This is a genomic window from Pseudomonadales bacterium, from assembly GCA_041395665.1.
Taxonomy (GTDB): domain Bacteria; phylum Pseudomonadota; class Gammaproteobacteria; order Pseudomonadales; family UBA7239; genus UBA7239.
The window spans coordinates 329,448-349,626 of sequence record JAWLAB010000003.1 but is presented as its reverse complement, the minus strand read 5'-3'; the positions used below and the strand labels follow the sequence as shown (position 1 = coordinate 349,626).

Sequence of the window (20,179 nt, the reverse complement as noted above, 5' to 3'; positions counted from 1 at the left end):
GTGCAGGTCAGCGTTTACTGGCGGCTGTCCGGTTTTTATTTTTTTTATTTTTCTGTGTTGGGCACCATGGTGCCTTATTTCCCGCTGTATCTGAAAAGTCTCGGTCTGAGTGCTTGGCATATCGGTTTTTTGATTGCGGTTATGGCGGGTACAAAAATTATCGCGCCCAATATTTGGGGTTGGCTGGCCGATCACAGCGGTCGGCGCATGGCGGTGATTCGCCTCGGCTGTTTGATGGCTGTGTTGCCGTTTTTATTTTTAGTGCGTTATCACCAAAGCCTCTGGGTGCTTGCGATCATTATTTTTCTCTACAGTTTTTTTTGGAACGCGGTTTTGGCACAGTTTGAAGCAGTCACGCTGCTGTATTTGCGCAAAACGCCAGAACGATACAGCCGTGTGCGGCTGTGGGGGTCTTTCGGTTTTATTGTCGCCGTGGCAAGTGCAGGCTGGTTGTTTGATCGCCTACCGATTTCTTTTTTCCCGGTATTTGTCACGCTGGCGCTGTTAGCTATTTTTTTGAGCAGTTGTGCGGTGCGCGATCCTGAGGAGTTTGATGCACAGTCAGCAGCATTAACCAGCGATGTGTCTTTTTGGCAGCGATTGAAAGAGCCATCCATCGCTCTATTTTTCTTTGTTTGCTTTTTGATGGTGTTGTCACACGGTGCGTACTACACCTTTTTTAGTTTGTTGATGGAACAGTATCAACACAGTCATACCGTGATTGGCTTGTTGTGGAGCTTGGGTGTCATCGCCGAAATGATTTTATTTTGGTACATGCATCGCTTGCTGCCATTTTATGGTGTGAGAAGTCTGCTGTTGTTTTGTTTGGCTGCTACAACGGTGCGTTGGTTGTTGCTGGCGTACTTCCCACAATCATTGCCTGTGATGCTGTTTGCGCAGTGTTTGCATGCATTGAGTTTTGCCGGTTTTCATGCGGGTGCGATTGAAACCGTGCGTAGGCTGTTTGCTATTCAGCAATCGGGCAAGGCGCAGGCGTTTTACAGCGCGGTGGGTTATGGAGCTGGCAATTCTTTAGGTGCGTTATTGAGTGGTGCAGTTTGGCAGTGGGGGTATTTTTGGCCTTTCTTTGCCTCGGCGTTGATTTGTGCGGCTGCTTTTGTTTTGGTGTGGCGTTATTTGCCTAACACCTTTTTTGTTAGAGGGATTCATTCAGCTAAAAGCGTTTTGCTTGGCGCTTGATCCACAGAAAATAATTTACTGCGCACACTGCGGCGATAGTCGCGCGGTGTAACGCCTAAAGTGTCGCGAAATAAGCGTGCAAAATGTTTGCTGTCTTGATAGCCCACTTTTTCGGCGACTTCGGCGATGCTGAGGTTGCTGTTATTGAGCAAATCGCGGCCTTCTTCAATGCGTAATCCTTGCAAGTATTGCAGCGGTGTTTTTCCTGTTGCCGCTAAAAACCGACGATTAAAATTGCGCAAACTCATGCCAAATTGTTTGGCGACATCGGACAGTATCACCGCTTGTGTTTGGTGCTGATGCAGCCACAGTTGTATCTGAATAATGTCCTCGTCGTTGTGTCGCTCGGTATCATCTTCACGATAAGTCACTTGTTCATAAGATTTACGCGCTTCGTGTGAAAAGTGTCGTTCCACATGCACGGCGATATTGCTGCCGTAAAAATGGCGAATGAAATGCACGGTGAGATCCGCCAAGGCGTTGATGGAAGCGGCGCAGTACAAATTGCCCGCGCGTGTAATCAAATATTGCGGCTTCAAATCCACCGCAGGGTAGTGTTGCGTAAACGCATCCAAATAAAACCAATGCGTTGTTGCAGGGCGGTGATCCAGTAAACCACTGGCAGCGAGAAAACATACGCCGGTACCGGCTGCACCAATCAACGCGCCTTGACGATGTTGCTGTTGCAGCCACGGCAGCAGCGCAGCGTGACGGCGAATAATCGGTTGCGGATTGCGCCACAGTGCGGGCAGGAAGATCAGGTCGTACTGCGTGTCATCCAGCGTGTGCGTGGCGACCAAAGGCACACCGCTGCGGCTGGTATACAGCCCAGCGCGGGTGGCGACAAAACTTAGTTCGATATCAGGTTTGCCGTGATGTTGACGCGCCCGCGCCAAATCCGCCGCGGCGTGCAGCATCTCAGCAGGAAGCGCCATGCTGGTGGCGAGCATGTGTTCGACAAGGACAAAGGCGGCTTTCATTGGGTGGCTGCGAATATGGCTAGAATGACTACTCTGATGGCTATTTTGGCTGCTAGATTTCCGCGAAACAAGATTAGACTAACCGCCATTTCAAATTGTGTGGGTATGCCGCCATGTCTTTGTTGCCCGTGATTGTCGGTTTCGGTGGGATCAATGCAGCGGGGCGCGCGTCCTCGCATCATGCCTATCGCCGCATGGTGTTAGAGAGCTTGCCGGAAACAGCGCGGCAGGAAACCGTGGTGGGTTTGGCGACGCTGATGAACCTCGCCACGCACAACAGCGACAGCACTTACGGTGCCGATAGCTACCTCGATGCTGCGGGCAGCCATTACAGCGCCGCAGAGTTGGCGGCGCGTTTTGCCGATGATGTACAGACAGGTTCGCTGGTGCGCCGCATCGAACCTTCTTTCTTTTCTGTCGATGAAGCGCCGTGGCAAAAAAGCATGACGCTGTCCTCATCGGATGCTCCCGTCAGCTTTCTGACTACCGAGCGCCAATTGCCTGAGCCTCTGCCCGCCAACTGGCGCGTCACGCCGCTGGAAGATGGCAAACAAGTGCGCGTGGAAATCACCGGCAGTTGCGATGTGCTGGTGCCTAGCCAGCGCACTTATGGTGTGCAGGCGGCTGGCATGTTGCCGGCTGGCTTTGATCCGGGGGCGCTGTACAACTCGCACCACCATCCGCGCGGTTTGAAGATGACGGTTTACGCTGCCTCTGATGCCGTGAACAGCATGGGTATTTCGTGGGCGGAGGTGATGAAACGCGTATCGCCAGACAAAGTAGCAGTGTACGCGGGCAGTGCCATGAGCCAGCTCGACACCAGCGGCTCAGGCGGCATGATGCAGTCGCGTTTGATGGGCAAGCGCGTGACATCCAAACAGTGCGCTTTAGGCTTTTGTGAAATGCCAGCTGATTTCGTCAACGCCTATATTTTGGGCTCGGTCGGCAGCACAGGCACAGCAGCAGGGGCGTGCGCCACTTTCTTGTACAACTTGCGTATGGGTGTGGACGATATTCGCAGCGGTCGCCGCCGCGTGGTGATGGTCGGCACCAGTGAAGCGCCGATCATGCCGGAAGTTATTGATGGCTACGACGCAATGGGCGCGCTGGCCACTGATGACGGTTTGAAAAAAATTGATGGCAGCGATGTGGCGAATCATCGTCGCGCCAGTCGACCTTTCGGTGAGAATTGTGGCTTCACTTTGGCGGAATCTTCGCAATTTATTATTTTGATGGATGATGCTTTAGCGGTAGAAATGGGCGCGCAAATTTTTGGAGCGGTGGGCAATGTGTTTGTGAATGCCGACGGTCACAAAAAATCGATTTCTGCACCAGGGGCCGGCAACTACATCACGATGGCGAAAGCGCTGGCTTCGGCGCGCGCACTGCTGGGTGATGAAGCGGTCGCACAGCGCAGTTTTGTGCAAGCGCACGGCTCTAGTACGCCGCAAAATCGTGTCACGGAATCACATATTTTGAATGAAGCAGCCAAAGCGTTTGGCATGAAAAAATGGCCCGTTGCTGCCATGAAAGCGTTTCTCGGTCATTCCATTGGTAGCGCCGCGGGTGATCAAATTACTGCGTCACTGGGTGTGTGGCAGTACGGTTTAATCCCCGGTATTAAAACCATCGATAAAGCAGCCGCTGATGTTCACGCGTCGCATTTGCATATTTCGCCAGCGGATTTAGATGTGGGCAGCGAAGGCATGGATGTGGCACTGATTAACGCCAAAGGTTTTGGTGGCAATAATGCACCAGCGACGGTTTTTGCGCCGCATGTCGTTAAGAAAATGTTGCAGAAAAAACACGGCGCTGCGGCAATGAAGTCTTGGCAAGCAGCCAATGAAAAAGTGTCTGTAACCGCAGCCAAATACGATCAAGATTCTGTGCGCGGAGCAGCAAAACCTATCTACTTATTCGATCACAATGTTGTGCCGTGTGAAGAAATTGCAATCAGTCAGAGCGCAGTAAAAATTCCAGGCTTCGACAAAGAAATTGAATTGCCAACGGAAGCCGATTATCCCGATATGGTTTGACGCAACCAGCGTGCAATTGCAGCAATCGCTGCTCTGCCTTCCGGTAAGCGCGAATAAAATGCGTGCCAGACATGAATCATGTCTGGCCATTCTTCTAGCGTCACTGCAGTGCCGTGTGCACGCAGTTTTTCCGCAAAGCGGCGCGAATCATCCAATAAAGTTTCTGCTGTGCCGACTTGTAACAGCGTCGGCGGAAGATTGGCTAAACTCTCGGCGTACAGCGGTGAGACTAGCGGATTTTTCAGATTGTCTTTGCCGGCATAAGACATCGCCATCATCATCAAACCGCCGCGATTGCCGGATAAATCTTTTGGTTTGTTGATTTCAAAAGTATTTCCCTCGCAAGCAAAGTCGACCCACGCCGATAACCCAAGCAAAGCCGCAGGCGCAGGTAAATCCAAATCGCGAATTTGCAGTGCTGTGGCAAACGCTAAACTGCCTCCGCCAGAATCACCGCTAATCACTATTTTTTTGCTGTCGTGTGTTTGTAATAAAAAACGATACACCGTGAGTGCATCTTCCAGCGCGCAAGGAAAACGATGTTCAGGCGCGCGACGAAAATTAAAAGTAATGACGGTGGCATCGCAGGCGTTAGCTAATTGTGCTGCTAGTGGACGGTGAGATAGTGTTGAGCCGACTGCATAACCACCGCCGTGGCAGTGCATGATCAGTATTTTACTGTTGTCGCGCTCGCCAATAAAAACCGCTTCCGCGTGTATGCCGTTGGCATCAAACGGTGAGAATTGTACGCACTCTGGATACTCGGCATTTTCCCAGCCACTATCCATAAAAGCGCGATTGCCTTCCAAGCTGCGTTTTTCTGCGCGCATGGCTTTTATTTCTTCGCGAATTTGTTGCAGTGTGACTTCGCTTCTCATCGAGTAATCCTCAAAGTTTTTTCTCTAGCACAATGCCGCATTCCATGTGGTGTGTGTAAGGAAATTGATCAAACAGTGCGGCGTGTTTGATGTGATGTGTGCGACAGAGTGTTTGCAGGTTATGTGCCAGTGTTTCTGGGTTGCAAGAAATGTAAAGAATATGATCGAAGCGCTGTATGAGTTGGCAGGTATCGTCATCCAAACCGGCGCGCGGTGGATCAACCAATACGGTGCTGAATTGATAATCGGCAAGGTTGAGATGCGCAAGGCGACGAAAAGGGCGATCGCCGCGCAGTGCTTGCGTGAACTCTTCGCTGGATAAACGCGCTAAAGCGATGTTGTCGCAGTGATTCATCGCAACATTGTGTTCTAAGGCTTTGATTGACGCTTTGGAAACTTCAGTCGCCAACACTTTATTGAAACAGCGCGACAGCGGCAGCGTGAAATTACCATTGCCGCAATACAGCTCTAAAAAATCACCGCCGAAATTGTGAGCGTGCTTATGCGCCCAATGCAGCATGTGTTGATTGACGGCAGCATTGGGTTGGCTAAACGCAGATTCGGGTTGTTGTTGGGTAAAAGTTTCGTTGTTAACACGGAATTGTTCGGTAACGAAATCATTGCCCGCCACCAATTTTTTACCGCGACTACGACCAATGATTGAACATCCCAAGGTGGTTTGCAGTGTTTCAGCTTCTTTCTGCCACACTGTATCTACAGGCTTGTGATAGGTCAGTGTAATCACGGCATCGCCTGTGGTGGCCGCTAAAAAATCCACCTGAAATAATTTTCGACGCAGGATTTCATTGTTGTGTATGTTCGAGAGTAACGCAGGCATCAAAGTATTGATTTGTTGGCAGGCAATAGGAAATTGATCGACGCGCACGATATTCTTTTCGGCATCGGTCATGGCAAAAAAACAGTCGTCTTTTTCCTGCCAAAAGCGAAACTCTGCACGCATACGGTAGTGCAGCGGAAGTGAGGAGAACACTTCCAATGCCGGTGCGGAAAAAGGTTGTAGTAAGCTTTGTAGTCTTACGGCTTTATCGCTGAGCTGTTGTGTATATAACTCAGGCTTTATTCCGGCGATAGTCATGCTTGTCCAATAGGTTAAAAACGAACTGTAGAACCGAGATCAGCTATTGTGACATCACGCTTGCGATTGACTAGTTCCTGCTGTAAGGCAGTCAATGAATTTTCTTCTCCATGCACCAAACAAAAGTGTGGCTTGTTATTAAATTGCATCGCCCAACCTAGTAATTGATTTTGATCTGCATGTGCGGAGAAGCCGCCCAATGTGTGAATTTTTGCGCGCACTGCGATGGGCTGGCCAAATAACTTTACCGTGCGTGCTTTATTGACAAGGATACGACCGAGGGTGCCATTGGCTTGATAGCCAGTAAAAAGAATATGTGTATTCGTTTGCCATAGGCGATGTTTAAGATGGTGACGAATACGCCCGCCGGTACACATGCCGCTGCCTGCAATAATAATTGCGCCACTCTTTATGCGGTTGATGGCCATAGAATCTTCAACAGATTCTGTAATGCTGAGGCAGGGGAGAAAGTCCGTTAGGCTGCGGCTTTTGTATTTCTTTAATAACGCCATATCTTCAGCATCAAGACGATGCTGGCTGTGTGAATAAATGTCTGTGACTGCACTACCCATAGGGCTATCAAGAAAGACTAACCAGTTTTTTAATTTTCCTTGATGATACAACTTGCCCAGTTGAAAAATCAGCTCCTGTGTGCGCCCAACTGCAAACGCGGGAATCAGAATATTGCCTCTATCGTGCTGTGCTTGTTGTAAAATTTTCTCAAACTCTATAAGCGTGTCATCAAAACTACGATGATTTCTGTCGCCGTAAGTGCTTTCTAATAAAACAATGTCGGCGTGATTTACTTGTACTGGGTTATTCATTAACGAGATATGGTCGTTACCTAAATCGCCTGAAAAAACTAGGGTATGTATCTTATTTTCATGATTGATTTTTAATTCCACAATCGATGAACCTAAAATGTGTCCTGCATCATGCAGGGACATCGTTATCCCATCGCCTATGTCGCGTTGTTGACAATAATCACAGCGTTCGCATAAATCAAAAACACGCTTGACATCGCGTTCTTCATAAAGCGGTGTTAGCGGTTTTTTACCTGCGCGTGCACGGCGTAAGTTTTCATATTCCAAATCTTTTAAGTAGAGATGGAGAGAATCCATTAACAGAATATGTAGGAGATTTTTTGTGCCAGGTGTGCAGTGAATCGCTCCATTAAATCCTTCATGCACGAGGCGTGGCAGCATACCTGAGTGGTCAAGATGCGCGTGCGATAAAATAACGGTGTCAATGCTTGATGGTTCAAAATCAAATGGGAAGGCATTTTCAATTTGGCGTTTTTCACTTTTCTCGCCTTGTTGTAGCCCGCAGTCTAAAAGGATGCGTCTGCCATTGGCTTCAACCAGATGGCACGAACCAGTGACAGTGCGTGCAGCACCGTAAAAAGTTACTTGTGGCTTCATCGTTTGAGCGGACATTGTTTTTTTCATGCTGCGCCTGATTATTTGTGACAGTGTAAGATCAAAGTCTATCGCGGTTTCTGTTTTGCCAAAGCTGCGTGGCCAAAGCCCAAGCACTGGTGTGATCCGGCTCGCGATTCATGGCACGCAGTGTCAGCGCTGTGGTGCCGATTACAGCAGCTTCGCCGTAGCTGTCACTATCGGTGCCGCGCCAAACATGGCACAAGCGCATGGGATCAAAAAACTCTTCTGGCTCTTGTTTGTCGGCAAAAAAACGCGGCCACGACTCTTGTAAGCGTTCACCGTTGTGCACCAAAAATAGTTTGCAGTCGGCTTCTGGACGATATTCAAATTCGCCGCTGTCGCCTTTGATGGTCAGTGCATTGGGTTGTGCGAGTAAAAAATTCGCTTGCGCGCAACTTTCTGCATAAGGTGGATGAAAAATGCCTTGCACTGAGCACAATGCGTTGAGTGGATTGATCAAGCGCGCCATGGTGTGCGCGGTAGAGCGCAAGCCCAGTGTTTTGCGCAGATCAATCAAGTGCTGCAATTCAGGAAACCAAGTGCGCAACGGAAAAAAGCACAGACTGTGTGTGTCGAGCGCGGTAGAAACTTGTTGCCAACTTTGTGCAATGGGTAAACCTAACGCACGGAAACAATTTTCTGTGTAAATTCGTTCGCTGGAGTGACCGTCATTGCCGTGCATAAAAACACGAATGCCGTTTTCTGCGAGCAACAGCGCGCTGAGAATAAACCACGGCAAATGTTTGCGTTTGCCCGCGCAGGAGGACCAATCCAAATCCACTTCGATGTCCGAGGGTGCAGCGAGATAGTCACGGCAGGCTTCCAGAAATCCCGTCAATTCATCCGCACTTTCTTCATTGACGCGCAGTAGCATCAAAAACGCGCCAATGTGTATCGGTTCGGCTTCGCTGCGCAAAATCATGGCAAACGCGGTTCGTGCTTCTTCGCGCGTCAGCGAACGCGTGCTTTTTTTTCCTTTACCGAGAATCTTGATGTACTGCGCGAAGGGGTGTTCGTTACGCATTGCGGTAGCTCAATAAAAACAGGCCGCTGTTGCGGCCTGTCGAGGTGGATTACATGTTCGGGTAGTTGGGTCCACCTGCACCTTCTGGCGTGACCCAAGTGATGTTTTGTGCTGGGTCTTTGATGTCGCAAGTTTTGCAATGCACACAGTTCTGACCGTTGATTTTGAATTGTGATTTGCCATCCAATTCCACCACTTCATAAACGCCAGCAGGGCAGTAGCGCTGCGCCGGTTCATCGTACAGCGGTAAGTTGCGGCTGATAGGAATGGATGGATCAGTCAAGCGCAAATGGCAAGGCTGGTTTTCTTCGTGGTTGGTGTTCGATAAAAACACAGAAGACAGACGATCAAAAGACAGTTTGTTGTCTGGCTTTGGATAATTAATTTTTGTGCATTCGTTTGCTGGTTTCAGTTGTGCGTAATCTGGTTTTGGATCGCGCATTGTCCAAGGCAAATTGCCGTTGAAAATATTGATATCAAAAAACGCGTAAGCCGAGCCAAGAATGTTGCCAAATTTGTGTTGCGCAGGACCAAAGTTGCGCTGCATCCACAATTCTTGATACGCCCAAGACGCTTCGTAGCTTTTGGTGTATTCCGTCAGCTCATCACCTGCTTTACCTGCGCTTAAGGCAGCGGCAACGGTTTCTGCGGCGATCATGCCGGATTTCATCGCCGTGTGATTGCCTTTGATTTTGGCAAAGTTCAGTGTGCCTGCATCGTCACCAATCAAGATGCCGCCGGGGAAAGTCATTTTCGGTTGTGATTGCAAACCGCCTTTGGTGATCGCACGCGCGCCGTAGCAGGTGCGTTTACCGCCTTCAAGGTATTGGCTGATCACGGGATGCGTTTTGTAACGCTGAAATTCTTCAAACGGGCTGACATGCGGGTTGGAGTAGGAGAGATCGGTAATCAAGCCCACCGCAACTTGGTTATTTTCCAAGTGATACAAAAAACCGCCGCCAGCAGAGCCACTTTCAGTCAATGGCCAGCCCGCGCTGTGCACCACCAAACCTTGTTTGTGTTTATCGGCAGGTACTTCCCAAATTTCTTTGATGCCGATGCCGTAGTGTTGTGGATCTTTGCCAGCATCCAATTTGAATTTGGCGATCAGTTGCTTGCCGAGATGCCCGCGGCAGCCTTCGGCGAACAGTGTGTATTTACCGTGCAATTCCATGCCTGGGGTATAGCCGTCGGTGGGCTGACCATCGTGACCTACGCCCATATCGCCAGTGATGATGCCTTTGACTGCGCCGTTGCCGTCGTACAGCACTTCAGCAGCGGCAAAGCCAGGGAAGATCTCTACGCCCAAGGCCTCAGCTTGCTCGGCGAGCCAGCGGCACAAACGGCCCAAGCTGATGATGTAGTTGCCTTCGTTGTGCATGGTTTTTGGCACAGCGAAGCCTGGAACTTTCACGCCTTTGCTGTCATTGAGCATCATGTAGATGTCATCACCGGTAACGGCTGTTTCCAGCGGCGCGCCGTCGGCTTTCCAGTTGGGGAATAATTCGTTGAGGGCTTTGGGCTCAAATACCGCACCAGAAAGAATATGCGCGCCGACTTCGGAGCCTTTTTCCACTACCACCACGGATAGTTCTGGATTGAGCTGACGCAAGCGGCAGGCAGCAGCCAAGCCAGCAGGGCCTGCGCCAACAATCACTACATCAAATTCCATGGATTCTCTTTCAACGGACATTTAGGTGCGCCTCAAAAATTTGAGCGCCTATTTTAACGGCATCAAGAGAGTGATTGAAGCCTTATATTCAGGCGCAGGCAGGGTAGAATGAAATCGAACAGTAATTGCAGTTATGCAGTGGGTGAGTTAGATGAAATACATTGCAGGCAACCAGCCTGTTTTGGGTAATGGTGCAGACGACGGTGCATTTGAACACGAGAGTGGAGAAGCGGCACTGGTTGAAAAAGAGAAACCGCGACTGCACAAGCCGCGGCTTTATCGCGTGGTCATGTTGAATGACGATTACACGCCGATGGAGTTTGTTGTGCATGTGCTGGAAGATTTTTTTCACATGAATCGTGAACAAGCGACGCGAATCATGTTAAAAGTGCATGTGGAAGGACGCGCCGTGTGTGGTGTTTTTACGCGTGATATTGCAGAAACTAAAGCAGAACAGATCAATCAATATTCATCTGAAAACGAACATCCTTTGTTGTGTCAGATAGAGCCAGACAGTAGTCACAGCGACGAATAACCCAAGGTGAGGCCATCATCATGTTAAGCAAAGATCTGGAAGTCACACTAAATCGCGCTTACAAGGATGCTCGATCCAAACGGCATGAGTTCATGACGGTGGAGCACTTGCTGCTCGCGCTGTTGGATAACGAAGCTGCTGCTGCTGTGCTGCGCGCTTGCTCTGTTGATATCAATAAACTGCGCAAACATTTACAGGAGTTCGTGAATAGCTCCACGCCCTTGTTGGTGGAAGGCGAAGCCGAGCGCGAAACACAGCCCACGCTGGGTTTTCAACGCGTGTTGCAACGCGCTGTGTTTCATGTGCAATCGTCAGGAAAAATGAAGTCACTGGCGCGAATGTGTTGGTGGCAATTTTCAGTGAGCAAGAAAGCCAAGCCGTTTACTATTTGCGTGAACAAGGTATAGCGCGCATTGATGTGGTGAATTTTGTCACGCACGGCATTTCAAAATCCGGCAGTGAAGAATCACCACTGGATCATCGCGAGCAGGAATCGGAGCAAGAACAACGCGCGGGCGAGGAAAGTTCATCAAATAATCCGCTGGAAGCCTATGCCACTAATTTGAACTTGTTGGCGAAAGAAGGGCGTATTGATCCTTTGGTTGGACGATTACAAGAAGTGGAACGCGTGTCGCAGATTTTGATTCGTCGCCGCAAAAATAATCCACTGTTGGTCGGTGAATCAGGCGTTGGTAAAACGGCGATTGCTGAAGGCTTGGCGCGCTTGATTATTGATGGTGAAGTACCGGAAGTGTTGGCAAATTGCACTGTGTACTCCTTGGATTTAGGTGCTTTGCTGGCCGGCACTAAATATCGCGGCGATTTTGAAAAGCGCTTCAAATCCTTGTTAGCGGAATTAAAAAAACGCGATGGGGCGATTTTGTTTATTGATGAAATCCACACCATCATCGGTGCGGGTGCCGCATCGGGTGGTGTGATGGATGCATCCAACTTACTGAAACCATTGCTGACTTCCGGTGATTTGCGCTGCATCGGTTCAACCACTTTTCAAGAGTATCGCGGTGTTTTTGACAAAGACCGCGCGCTGTCACGCCGCTTTCAAAAAGTGGATGTCGGTGAGCCTTCCGTGGAAGACACTTACCATATTTTGCGCGGCTTGAAGCCCGCTTTTGAGAAACATCACAACCTGCGCTACACCGATGCTGCATTAAAAACCGCAGCAGAAATGGCGGCGCGCTACATCAATGATCGCTTTTTGCCTGATAAAGCCATTGATGTGATTGACGAAGCGGGCGCGTATCAACAATTGCAGCCGGTATCAAAACGCAAACGCCAAATCGGTGTGCACGATATTGAAGCGGTGGTTGCCAAAATTGCGCGCATTCCGCCGAAACAAGTGTCGTCTTCTGATAAAGAATTGCTGCGCGATTTGGATAAAAATCTGAAGATGGTGGTATTTGGTCAGGATGAAGCGATTGATACTTTATCGACAGCGATTAAATTGTCGCGTGCCGGTTTGGGTTCGCCGGGCAAACCTGTTGGTTCATTTTTATTTGCGGGGCCGACCGGCGTTGGTAAAACCGAAGTCACACGCCAGCTTGCACAGCAAATGGGCATGGAGTTGATTCGTTTTGATATGTCGGAGTATTTGGAATCGCACACCGTGTCGCGTTTGATTGGCGCGCCTCCTGGCTATGTCGGTTTTGATCAAGGTGGTTTGCTGACGGAAGCGGTGACCAAACATCCGCACAGCGTGGTGTTGCTGGATGAAATCGAAAAAGCGCATCCCGATGTTTACAACTTATTATTGCAAGTGATGGATCACGGCACGCTCACCGATAACAACGGTCGCAAAGCCGATTTCCGCAATGTCATTTTAGTGATGACGACCAACGCTGGCGCGCGCGAAGTGAGCCGCAGCAGTATTGGATTTACACAGCAAGATCACTCCACCGATGCGGGCGAAGCATTAAAACGCGTGTTTACACCAGAGTTTCTCAATCGTTTAGATGCGATTGTGCAATTTGCGCCGCTGGAAAAATCGACCATCAAAACTGTCGTTGATAAATTTTTGGTGGAGCTGCAAGCGCAGCTGGACGACAAAAAAGTCACGCTGGATGTGGATGACGACGCGCGCGATTGGATGGCGGATCACGGCTATGACAAAGCGATGGGCGCAAGACCGATGGCACTGCTGATCAAAGATAAATTGCGCAAACCACTGGCAGAAGCAGTGTTGTTTGGTGAGTTGTCAAAATCCGGCGGGCGCGTGGAAGTGACGGTGGAGAATGGCGAGCTGGCGTTGCATATCGAGGAGCTGATACCGGCATAACGGTGTCAGCTTTTTATTAGCGAGCGCGATAAGTAATGCGACCTTTGCTCAAATCGTAAGGTGTCATTTCAACTTTGACTTTATCGCCCGTCAAAATACGGATGTAGTTTTTGCGCATCTTGCCGGAAATGTGCGCCATCACAGTGTGGCCGTTTTCCAGCTTCACTTTGAATGTTGTATTGGGAAGGGTGTCGACCACCTCGCCTTCAAACTCAATACAGTCTTCTTTCGACATTTATATACCTCGGATGTATTCATCAAGTGGCTTGCGGGACAGCCCCCACATAGCGGGCGGCATTTTGCAGCATGTTTGATGCTAAATCAAAGGAGCGGTGGCATAATGCGCGACCCTTTTCTGCGAAAGTGGCGAAATTGGTAGACGCACTGGATTTAGGTTCCAGCGGGGCAACCCGTGAGAGTTCGAGTCTCTCCTTTCGCACCATCTTTATTTCTAATTACTAATCCTTGAACAATGAGGTTGATTGATCATGCAAGTCTCGGTTGAAACCGTATCTTCCCTTGAACGCCGTATGACCGTGGGTCTGCCCGCCACACAAATTGATGCCGAAGTGGATAAACGCCTGCAACGCGCCGCTGGCGATGTGCGCTTGGACGGTTTCCGTCGCGGCAAAGTACCGATGAAAGTGGTGCGTCAGCGTTTTGGTCGCGGCGTGCGCCAAGAAGTGCTGGGCGACATGATCAACCGTGCTTACTTTGAAGCGGTACAGCAAGAAAAACTGCAACCAGCGGGCATGCCGTCGATTGAAGCCAAAGGCGAAGATTTGGAAGGTAAAGATTTCGAGTTCGTTGCGACTTTTGAAATCTTCCCTGAAATCACGGTCGGCGACATGAGCAAAGTCTCTGTTGTACGCCTCGAAGGTTCAGTGACGGATGCCGACATCGACAAAACCATCGAATCGCTGCGCGACCAGCAAGCGCGTTTCGAACCTGTTGAGCGCGCTGCACAGAATGGTGATCAAGTCCTGATCGACTTTGAAGGCTTCAAAGGTGGCGAAGCGTTTGCCGGTGGCAAAGGTGAAAACAGCCCGTTGACCTTGGGTTCTGGTCAGATGATTCCTGGCTTCGAAGACGGCATCGTCGGCATGAAAGCCGGTGATGAAAAAACGCTGGCGCTGTCTTTCCCTGCGGACTACCACAGCGAAGAGCTGAAAGGCCAAGCGGTTGAATTCAAAATCAAGCTGCACAAAGTGTCTGAGAAAAAACAGCCCGAGCTGAACGACGAGTTCTTCAAGCACTTTGGTGTGGAAACGGGCGGCTTGGAAGCCTTCCGCGCGGAAGTGAGCAAGAATATGGCGCGTGAAGTGAAGAATGCGGCGCTGAATAAATTGAAAACAGCTGTGATCGACGAACTTCTGAAACTACATGAAGTTCAGCTACCTAACGCATTGATTAAAAATGAAATTGGTGCAATGAGAAACCAGATGTTGCAGCAGTTTGGCGAGATGGCGAAGCAGATCGATGCTGCGTCTATCTTCCCTGATGACATGTTTGCCGAGCAGGCGAAGAAGCGCGTCACCACCGGCTTGATCTTCGCTGAAATCATCCGCAAGCACGACATCAAGCCGGATCAAGCCAGCGTGCGCAGCAAAGTAGAAGAGCTGGCGGCGGGCTACAGAGAGCCAAAAGAAGTGATCGATCATTACATGGGCAACAAGCAGTTGCTGTCTGGCATTGAAAACATGGTGCTGGAAGATTTGGTGGTTGAGTTGATTCTCGGCAAAGCGCAGGTTGAAAACCGCACCGCCAGCTACCAAGAAGTGATCAGCAAAGGCGAGGAGGCTGATGCAGAGTAAGGTAGACTCTGATCAGCTAACTCCAACGCGTTAATAAAGAGGGAATATGACCATGAGCAGTATTATCCAATCGCCACAAAATGTCGGTTTGATTCCAATGGTGATCGAGCAGACAGCTCGCGGTGAGCGGTCTTTTGACATCTATTCTCGTCTGCTCAAAGAGCGCGTGGTGTTTTTGGTTGGCCCTGTTGAAGATTACATGGCGAATGTGGTGGTGGCGCAGCTGTTGTTTCTGGAAGCAGAAAACCCCGACAAAGATATCCACCTCTACATCAATTCCCCCGGCGGTTCGGTAACGGCGGGCATGTCGATCTACGACACCATGCAGTTCATCAAGCCGGATGTCAGCACCATGTGTATTGGTCAGGCGTGCAGCATGGGTGCGTTCCTGCTGGCGGGCGGCGCAAAAGGTAAGCGTTATTGCTTGCCTAATTCGCGCACCATGATTCACCAGCCTAGCGGCGGTGCGCAGGGTCAGGCGACCGATATCCTTATTCACGCTGAGGAAATTATCAAAATTCGTCAGCGCCTCAACGAAATTATGGCGGAACACACCGGTCAACCGGTTGAAACCATTGCGCGTGAAACAGAGCGCGATAACTTTATGAGTGCAGAACAGTCAAAAGCGTTTGGTTTGATCGACGAAGTGTTAGATCGTCGCGTATTAGCCAGTGCTGTCAAATAACGGCAGCGCTGTTATTATCCAAAAGCATATATCCAAAAGCATAGTTGTCTGAAGCAGAGCTCGGTGGAGAATTGATATGGCCAAAACTGGCGACGACGGTAAATTGCTGTACTGCTCGTTTTGCGGCAAAAGCCAGCACGAAGTTAAAAAATTGATTGCAGGTCCTTCGGTATTCATTTGCGATGAATGCGTGGATTTGTGCAACGACATTATTCGTGAAGAAATTCAAGAAAGCGCAGCGGAAACCGGCAGTGATAAGTTGCCTACGCCGCAAGAAATCAAAGATACGCTGGATCAGTATGTTATTGGTCAGCAGCGCGCTAAAAAAATTCTCGCGGTTGCTGTTTACAACCACTACAAACGCTTACGCGCTGGCGGTGCGAAAAAAGACGGCGATGTTGAGTTGAGCAAAAGCAATATTTTGATGGTCGGGCCAACGGGCAGCGGTAAAACGCTGTTGGCAGAAACCTTGGCGCGCATGTTGGATGTGCCGTTCACCATTGCCGATGCCACCACGCTGACCGAAGCGGGTTATGTCGGTGAAGATGTGGAAAACATCATCCAAAAATTGTTGCAGAAGTGCGATTACGATGTCGAAAAAGCACAGATCGGTATTGTCTATATCGACGAAATCGACAAAATTTCGCGCAAATCCGATAACCCATCCATCACGCGCGATGTGTCGGGTGAAGGCGTGCAGCAAGCACTGTTGAAACTGATTGAAGGCACCGTGGCTTCGGTGCCGCCGCAAGGTGGTCGCAAGCATCCACAGCAAGAGTTCTTGCAAGTGGATACACGCAATATTCTGTTCATTTGTGGCGGTGCATTTGCTGGTTTGGATAAAGTGATTCGTGACCGCTTTGAAAAAGGTGGCATCGGTTTTAGTGCGGATATCAAAAGCAAAGATTCCAGCAAAAATGTTGGCGAATCGCTGAAGGAATTAGAGCCGGAAGATTTGGTGCGCTACGGTTTGATTCCAGAGTTTGTCGGTCGTTTGCCAATTATTGCCACACTGGAGGAATTGGACGAAGCGGCATTGATGAGTATTCTGACTGAGCCGCGCAACTCGCTGACTAAACAGTATGCGCGTTTGTTCGATATGGAAGGCGTAGAAATTGATTTCCGTGAAGACGCTCTGCGTGCCGTGGCAAGAAAGGCCATGGAGCGCAAAACGGGTGCGCGCGGCCTGCGTTCTATCCTTGAAAATGTGCTGTTAGACACCATGTACCGTTTACCGTCTGAAGAAAATGTCTGCAAAGTGGTAATTGATGAGCCGGTAATTTCTGGTGATTCAGAACCGCTGCTGGTGTATCAATCGGTGGAAGCGCCTGTTGCACCCCCTGTTGCACCAAAGGCAGCTGCCAGCGAATAAACGCATTAACAGCAGAACAAAAAGGCGACTTCCGAGTCGCTTTTTTTTGGATCAGAAATAGAAAAGTTTGTTATTTCTCAGTGAGTAATTTCTCGGCTAGACTGTAAAAAGAGTGCACGCCAGTGTGGGCTGTGTCGGAGGAAATAATGAGTCAATCTCAAGTGTTACCGCTTTTACCCTTGCGCGATGTGGTGGTTTATCCGCACATGGTGATTCCTTTGTTTGTCGGGCGCGATAAATCGATCAAAGCCTTAGAGCAGGCAATGGCAACCGATAAACAAGTGGTCTTGGTCGCACAACGAGAAGCGACGGCAGATGATCCTGCGGCGAGTGATTTGCATGAAGTGGGAACGGTCGCCACGATTTTGCAGCTGTTCAAATTGCATGACGATACCGTCAAAGTGTTAGTGGAAGGTGGTGCGCGCGCCACGATTCAACAGTTGTGGGATGGTGGCGACTATTTCACCGCTGAAATTGAAAAGTTATCGGAACCCGCTGCCGCGTCGCAAGCAGTAGAACCGTTGATGGTGATTTTGCTCAAGCAATTTGAAGAGTTTTCTACGCTGAGTAAAAAAATCCCTGCTGAAACACAAAGTGCATTGACGGCGATTGATAATCTCGGTCGCTTGGTGGATGCCATTGCTGCGCACATGCCGATTAGCATTGATCAAAAACAAGCTCTACTAGAGCTGGCGGATCCTGTGGTGCGTGCTGAGCATTTGCTCGGTGTGATGGAAGCGGAAATTGATTTGTTTCAGATGGAAAAACGCATTCGCGGGCGTGTAAAAAAACAAATGGAGCGCAGTCAACGCGAGTATTACCTCAACGAACAAATGAAGGCGATACAAAAAGAGTTAGGGAATGCAGAGTCTGGCGATGAGCTGGGCGATTTGGAAAAGAAAATTGTCGAAGCGCGTATGTCGCCAGAGGCAGAAGAAAAAACGCGCCGTGAATTGGCTAAATTAAAAATGATGTCACCGATGTCGGCAGAAGCCTCGGTGGTACGCAGCTTTATCGATTGGATGACTTCCATGCCTTGGGGCAAGCAAACGCGCTTGCGCCATGATTTGAAACGAGCAGAAGAAATACTCAATCAAGACCACTACGGTTTAGATGAAGTGAAAGAACGCATTTTGGAATATTTAGCCGTACAGCAGCGTGTGAAAAAATTACGCGGCTCTGTGTTGTGTTTGGTGGGGCCACCAGGGGTAGGTAAAACTTCACTGGGTGAATCCATTGCGCGCGCGACCAATCGCAAGTTTGTGCGTATGGCGTTGGGCGGCGTGCGGGATGAAGCGGAAATTCGCGGTCACCGCCGTACTTACATCGGCTCAATGCCGGGCAAGTTGCTGCAAAAATTAGCCAAAGTGGAAGCAAACAATCCGCTGTTTTTATTTGATGAAATTGACAAAATAGGTATGGATCATCGCGGCGATCCTGCTTCCGCACTGTTGGAAGTGCTTGATCCTGAACAGAACAGCACATTCAACGATCACTATTTGGAAGTGGACTATGATTTATCCAATGTGATGTTCATTTGCACGGCCAACTCGATGAATATTCCGGGGCCATTGTTGGATCGCATGGAAATTATTCGCATCCCTGGCTACACCGAAGATGAGAAATTAAATATCGCCAAACGCTATCTCATTCCTAAGCAATTCAAAGCCAATGGTTTGGATAAAAAAGAATGTGAAATTTCCGATGAAGCCATCACCGATTTGATTCGTTTTTATACACGCGAAGCAGGTGTGCGCGGATTGGAAAGGCAGTTGGCAAAGATTTGCCGCAAAGTAGTGAAGGCTAGTGGTAGTCGCAAAAGTAAGCCTGATTTAATGGTCATCACGGGCGACAACTTGGAAGCGTATTCGGGTGTGCGCAAGTTCAATTACGGTCGCGCCGAGGAGGAGAGCAAAGTCGGGCAAGTAACGGGCTTGGCGTGGACGCAAGTGGGCGGTGAGTTGCTGACCATTGAATCGGCAGCAGTAAAGGGCAAAGGCGCTATCGTGAAAACCGGCTCGCTGGGCGATGTGATGCAGGAGTCTATCCAAGCGGCGCTGACGGTGGTGCGCAGTCGCTCGCAGGCCTTGGGTATTCCGGCGAACTTCCATGAGAAATTTGATCTGCACATTCACGTGCCGGAAGGTGCTGCGCCGAAGGATGGCCCCAGTGCCGGCATCGCCATGTGTACGGCGATGGTTTCTGTGCTGACCAACATACCGGTGCGCGCGGATGTGGCGATGACAGGGGAAATCACGCTGCGCGGACAAGTGCTGCCGATTGGCGGCTTAAAAGAGAAGTTGCTGGCGGCACATCGCGGCGGCATTCGTACAGTGATTATTCCGCAAGAAAACGAGCGCGATTTAAAAGAAATTCCTGACAACATCAAAGAAGAATTATTGATCAAGCCGGTGAAGTGGATAGACGAAGTTTTGGAAATAGCTTTGCAATATATGCCGGAGCCGCTGAGTGATGAAGCCTATGCTGCAGGTAGCGCTTCAGAAGACAAGGCTGCTGGCAAGAGCAATATTGAGCGAATCAGCACACATTAAGCGGATTGACAGTAGAAATATGCGATGAATATTGCAGAATGTAAAAAGTTGGCTTGACCCTTAGCAGTGGCGAGGGTATAAAAACCGCCCTCGCTGGTTGCGTAGTCCGGCTAGTCGCAGCGACGCTAGTAAGTCAGCTGCAGATAACAGGAAACCGCGAGTGCATAAGTAGGCTACTGCCACGCCACCCAGACAAAATTTCAATGGAAAACATCCAAGGGGTTATTTGTGAATAAAACAGAATTAGTTGATGCAATCGCGACTGCTGCAGATTTGAACAAAGCGCAAGCCGGTCGTGCGCTGGACGCTGTTGTTGACAGCATTACGCAAGCACTAAAAAACAACGACCAAGTGACTTTGGTTGGTTTCGGTACTTTTGCCGTGAAAGAGCGTGCTGCCCGTACAGGCCGCAATCCAAAGACAGGTGAAGCGCTGGAAATCAAAGCATCTAAGCAGCCTTCATTTAAGCCGGGCAAAGGCTTGAAAGACGCGCTGAACTGAGAGCGTCTATATGCTGTAATCTGCTGAAAAATAGCAGGAAAATAAACGAGAGGCGCATTTTTATGCGCCTTTTTTGTTACCATGCCGCATCCATTTTTA

Annotated in this window: 14 protein-coding genes, 1 tRNA gene and 2 pseudogenes; 10 read left to right on the top strand and 7 right to left on the bottom strand. The window is 49.6% G+C overall.

The window, feature by feature from the left end; genetic code table 11:
• Positions 1 to 1,200, top strand: a complete 1,200-nt coding sequence (locus tag R3E63_06345) for an MFS transporter (protein MEZ5539561.1) — start codon at positions 1 to 3, stop codon at positions 1,198 to 1,200.
• Here R3E63_06345 and R3E63_06340 read toward each other — a convergent pair.
• A complete protein-coding gene (locus R3E63_06340; protein ID MEZ5539560.1) occupies positions 1,167 to 2,180 on the bottom strand; it encodes a helix-turn-helix domain-containing protein in 1,014 nt (337 codons plus the stop codon). The two genes, R3E63_06345 and R3E63_06340, sit on opposite strands and share 34 nt — an antisense overlap.
• Positions 2,181 to 2,293: 113 nt before the next feature.
• On the opposite strand from R3E63_06340, the gene R3E63_06335 reads away from it, so the two are divergent.
• Positions 2,294 to 4,216 carry a beta-ketoacyl synthase gene (locus tag R3E63_06335; protein ID MEZ5539559.1) on the top strand — a complete coding sequence of 641 codons (1,923 nt, stop codon included), beginning with the start codon at positions 2,294 to 2,296 and terminating at the stop codon, positions 4,214 to 4,216.
• On the opposite strand, the gene R3E63_06330 is transcribed toward R3E63_06335, so the two are convergent.
• Genes R3E63_06330 through R3E63_06310 form a run of 5 tightly spaced genes read right to left on the bottom strand, consistent with a single transcriptional unit; the run spans position 4,198 to position 10,349 of the window.
• A complete protein-coding gene (locus tag R3E63_06330; protein ID MEZ5539558.1) occupies positions 4,198 to 5,094 on the bottom strand; it encodes an alpha/beta hydrolase in 897 nt (298 codons plus the stop codon). The genes R3E63_06335 and R3E63_06330 overlap by 19 nt on opposite strands.
• 10 nt (positions 5,095 to 5,104) lie before the next feature.
• Positions 5,105 to 6,190 carry a tRNA (uridine(54)-C5)-methyltransferase TrmA gene (gene trmA, locus R3E63_06325; GenBank protein MEZ5539557.1) on the bottom strand — a complete coding sequence of 362 codons (1,086 nt, stop codon included), beginning with the start codon at positions 6,188 to 6,190 and terminating at the stop codon, positions 5,105 to 5,107.
• A gap of 14 nt (positions 6,191 to 6,204) precedes the next feature.
• On the bottom strand, positions 6,205 to 7,638 hold the full coding sequence (locus R3E63_06320; protein ID MEZ5539556.1) for an MBL fold metallo-hydrolase: 1,434 nt from the start codon (positions 7,636 to 7,638) through the stop codon (positions 6,205 to 6,207).
• Positions 7,639 to 7,669: 31 nt separating this feature from the next.
• Positions 7,670 to 8,656, bottom strand: coding sequence for a glycosyl transferase family protein (locus tag R3E63_06315; protein ID MEZ5539555.1), 987 nt, complete (start codon positions 8,654 to 8,656; stop codon positions 7,670 to 7,672).
• 49 nt (positions 8,657 to 8,705) lie between these two features.
• Positions 8,706 to 10,349, bottom strand: a complete 1,644-nt coding sequence (locus R3E63_06310; protein MEZ5539554.1) for an electron transfer flavoprotein-ubiquinone oxidoreductase — start codon at positions 10,347 to 10,349, stop codon at positions 8,706 to 8,708.
• Positions 10,350 to 10,479: 130 nt separating this feature from the next.
• On the opposite strand from R3E63_06310, the gene clpS reads away from it, so the two are divergent.
• Positions 10,480 to 10,863: an ATP-dependent Clp protease adapter ClpS gene (clpS, locus tag R3E63_06305; GenBank protein MEZ5539553.1), complete on the top strand. Its 384-nt coding sequence runs from the start codon at positions 10,480 to 10,482 to the stop codon at positions 10,861 to 10,863.
• A gap of 20 nt (positions 10,864 to 10,883) precedes the next feature.
• Positions 10,884 to 13,156, top strand: a pseudogene (clpA, locus tag R3E63_06300) (ATP-dependent Clp protease ATP-binding subunit ClpA).
• Positions 13,157 to 13,172: 16 nt separating this feature from the next.
• Here clpA and infA read toward each other — a convergent pair.
• On the bottom strand, positions 13,173 to 13,391 hold the full coding sequence (gene infA, locus R3E63_06295; GenBank protein ID MEZ5539552.1) for a translation initiation factor IF-1: 219 nt from the start codon (positions 13,389 to 13,391) through the stop codon (positions 13,173 to 13,175).
• Between the two features lie 122 nt (positions 13,392 to 13,513).
• Here infA and R3E63_06290 point away from each other — a divergent pair.
• The 6 genes and pseudogenes from R3E63_06290 to R3E63_06265 all read left to right on the top strand — a co-directional run bounded on the left by R3E63_06290 (position 13,514) and on the right by R3E63_06265 (position 20,080).
• Positions 13,514 to 13,598: transfer RNA gene (locus R3E63_06290), tRNA-Leu, on the top strand.
• A gap of 46 nt (positions 13,599 to 13,644) precedes the next feature.
• Positions 13,645 to 14,970, top strand: a complete 1,326-nt coding sequence (tig, locus tag R3E63_06285) for a trigger factor (protein ID MEZ5539551.1) — start codon at positions 13,645 to 13,647, stop codon at positions 14,968 to 14,970.
• 46 nt (positions 14,971 to 15,016) lie between these two features.
• On the top strand, positions 15,017 to 15,655 hold the full coding sequence (clpP, locus tag R3E63_06280; protein MEZ5539550.1) for an ATP-dependent Clp endopeptidase proteolytic subunit ClpP: 639 nt from the start codon (positions 15,017 to 15,019) through the stop codon (positions 15,653 to 15,655).
• Positions 15,656 to 15,731: 76 nt separating this feature from the next.
• On the top strand, positions 15,732 to 17,027 hold the full coding sequence (gene clpX, locus R3E63_06275; GenBank protein MEZ5539549.1) for an ATP-dependent Clp protease ATP-binding subunit ClpX: 1,296 nt from the start codon (positions 15,732 to 15,734) through the stop codon (positions 17,025 to 17,027).
• Positions 17,028 to 17,173: 146 nt separating this feature from the next.
• Positions 17,174 to 19,495 (top strand): annotated as a pseudogene (gene lon / locus R3E63_06270) (endopeptidase La).
• 312 nt (positions 19,496 to 19,807) lie between these two features.
• A complete protein-coding gene (locus tag R3E63_06265; protein ID MEZ5539548.1) occupies positions 19,808 to 20,080 on the top strand; it encodes an HU family DNA-binding protein in 273 nt (90 codons plus the stop codon).
• Positions 20,081 to 20,179 lie beyond the last annotated feature (99 nt).

Coding starts and splice junctions, on each gene's coding strand:
- R3E63_06320 (MEZ5539556.1), bottom strand. CDS start 7,638: ATGAAAAAAACAATGTCCGCTCAAACGATGAAGCCACAAGTAACTTTT.
- clpS (MEZ5539553.1), top strand. CDS start 10,480: ATGAAATACATTGCAGGCAACCAGCCTGTTTTGGGTAATGGTGCAGAC.
- trmA (MEZ5539557.1), bottom strand. CDS start 6,190: ATGACTATCGCCGGAATAAAGCCTGAGTTATATACACAACAGCTCAGC.
- R3E63_06335 (MEZ5539559.1), top strand. CDS start 2,294: ATGTCTTTGTTGCCCGTGATTGTCGGTTTCGGTGGGATCAATGCAGCG.
- R3E63_06340 (MEZ5539560.1), bottom strand. CDS start 2,180: ATGAAAGCCGCCTTTGTCCTTGTCGAACACATGCTCGCCACCAGCATG.
- R3E63_06310 (MEZ5539554.1), bottom strand. CDS start 10,349: ATGTCCGTTGAAAGAGAATCCATGGAATTTGATGTAGTGATTGTTGGC.
- clpP (MEZ5539550.1), top strand. CDS start 15,017: ATGACCATGAGCAGTATTATCCAATCGCCACAAAATGTCGGTTTGATT.
- infA (MEZ5539552.1), bottom strand. CDS start 13,391: ATGTCGAAAGAAGACTGTATTGAGTTTGAAGGCGAGGTGGTCGACACC.
- R3E63_06315 (MEZ5539555.1), bottom strand. CDS start 8,656: ATGCGTAACGAACACCCCTTCGCGCAGTACATCAAGATTCTCGGTAAA.
- R3E63_06330 (MEZ5539558.1), bottom strand. CDS start 5,094: ATGAGAAGCGAAGTCACACTGCAACAAATTCGCGAAGAAATAAAAGCC.
- tig (MEZ5539551.1), top strand. CDS start 13,645: ATGCAAGTCTCGGTTGAAACCGTATCTTCCCTTGAACGCCGTATGACC.
- clpX (MEZ5539549.1), top strand. CDS start 15,732: ATGGCCAAAACTGGCGACGACGGTAAATTGCTGTACTGCTCGTTTTGC.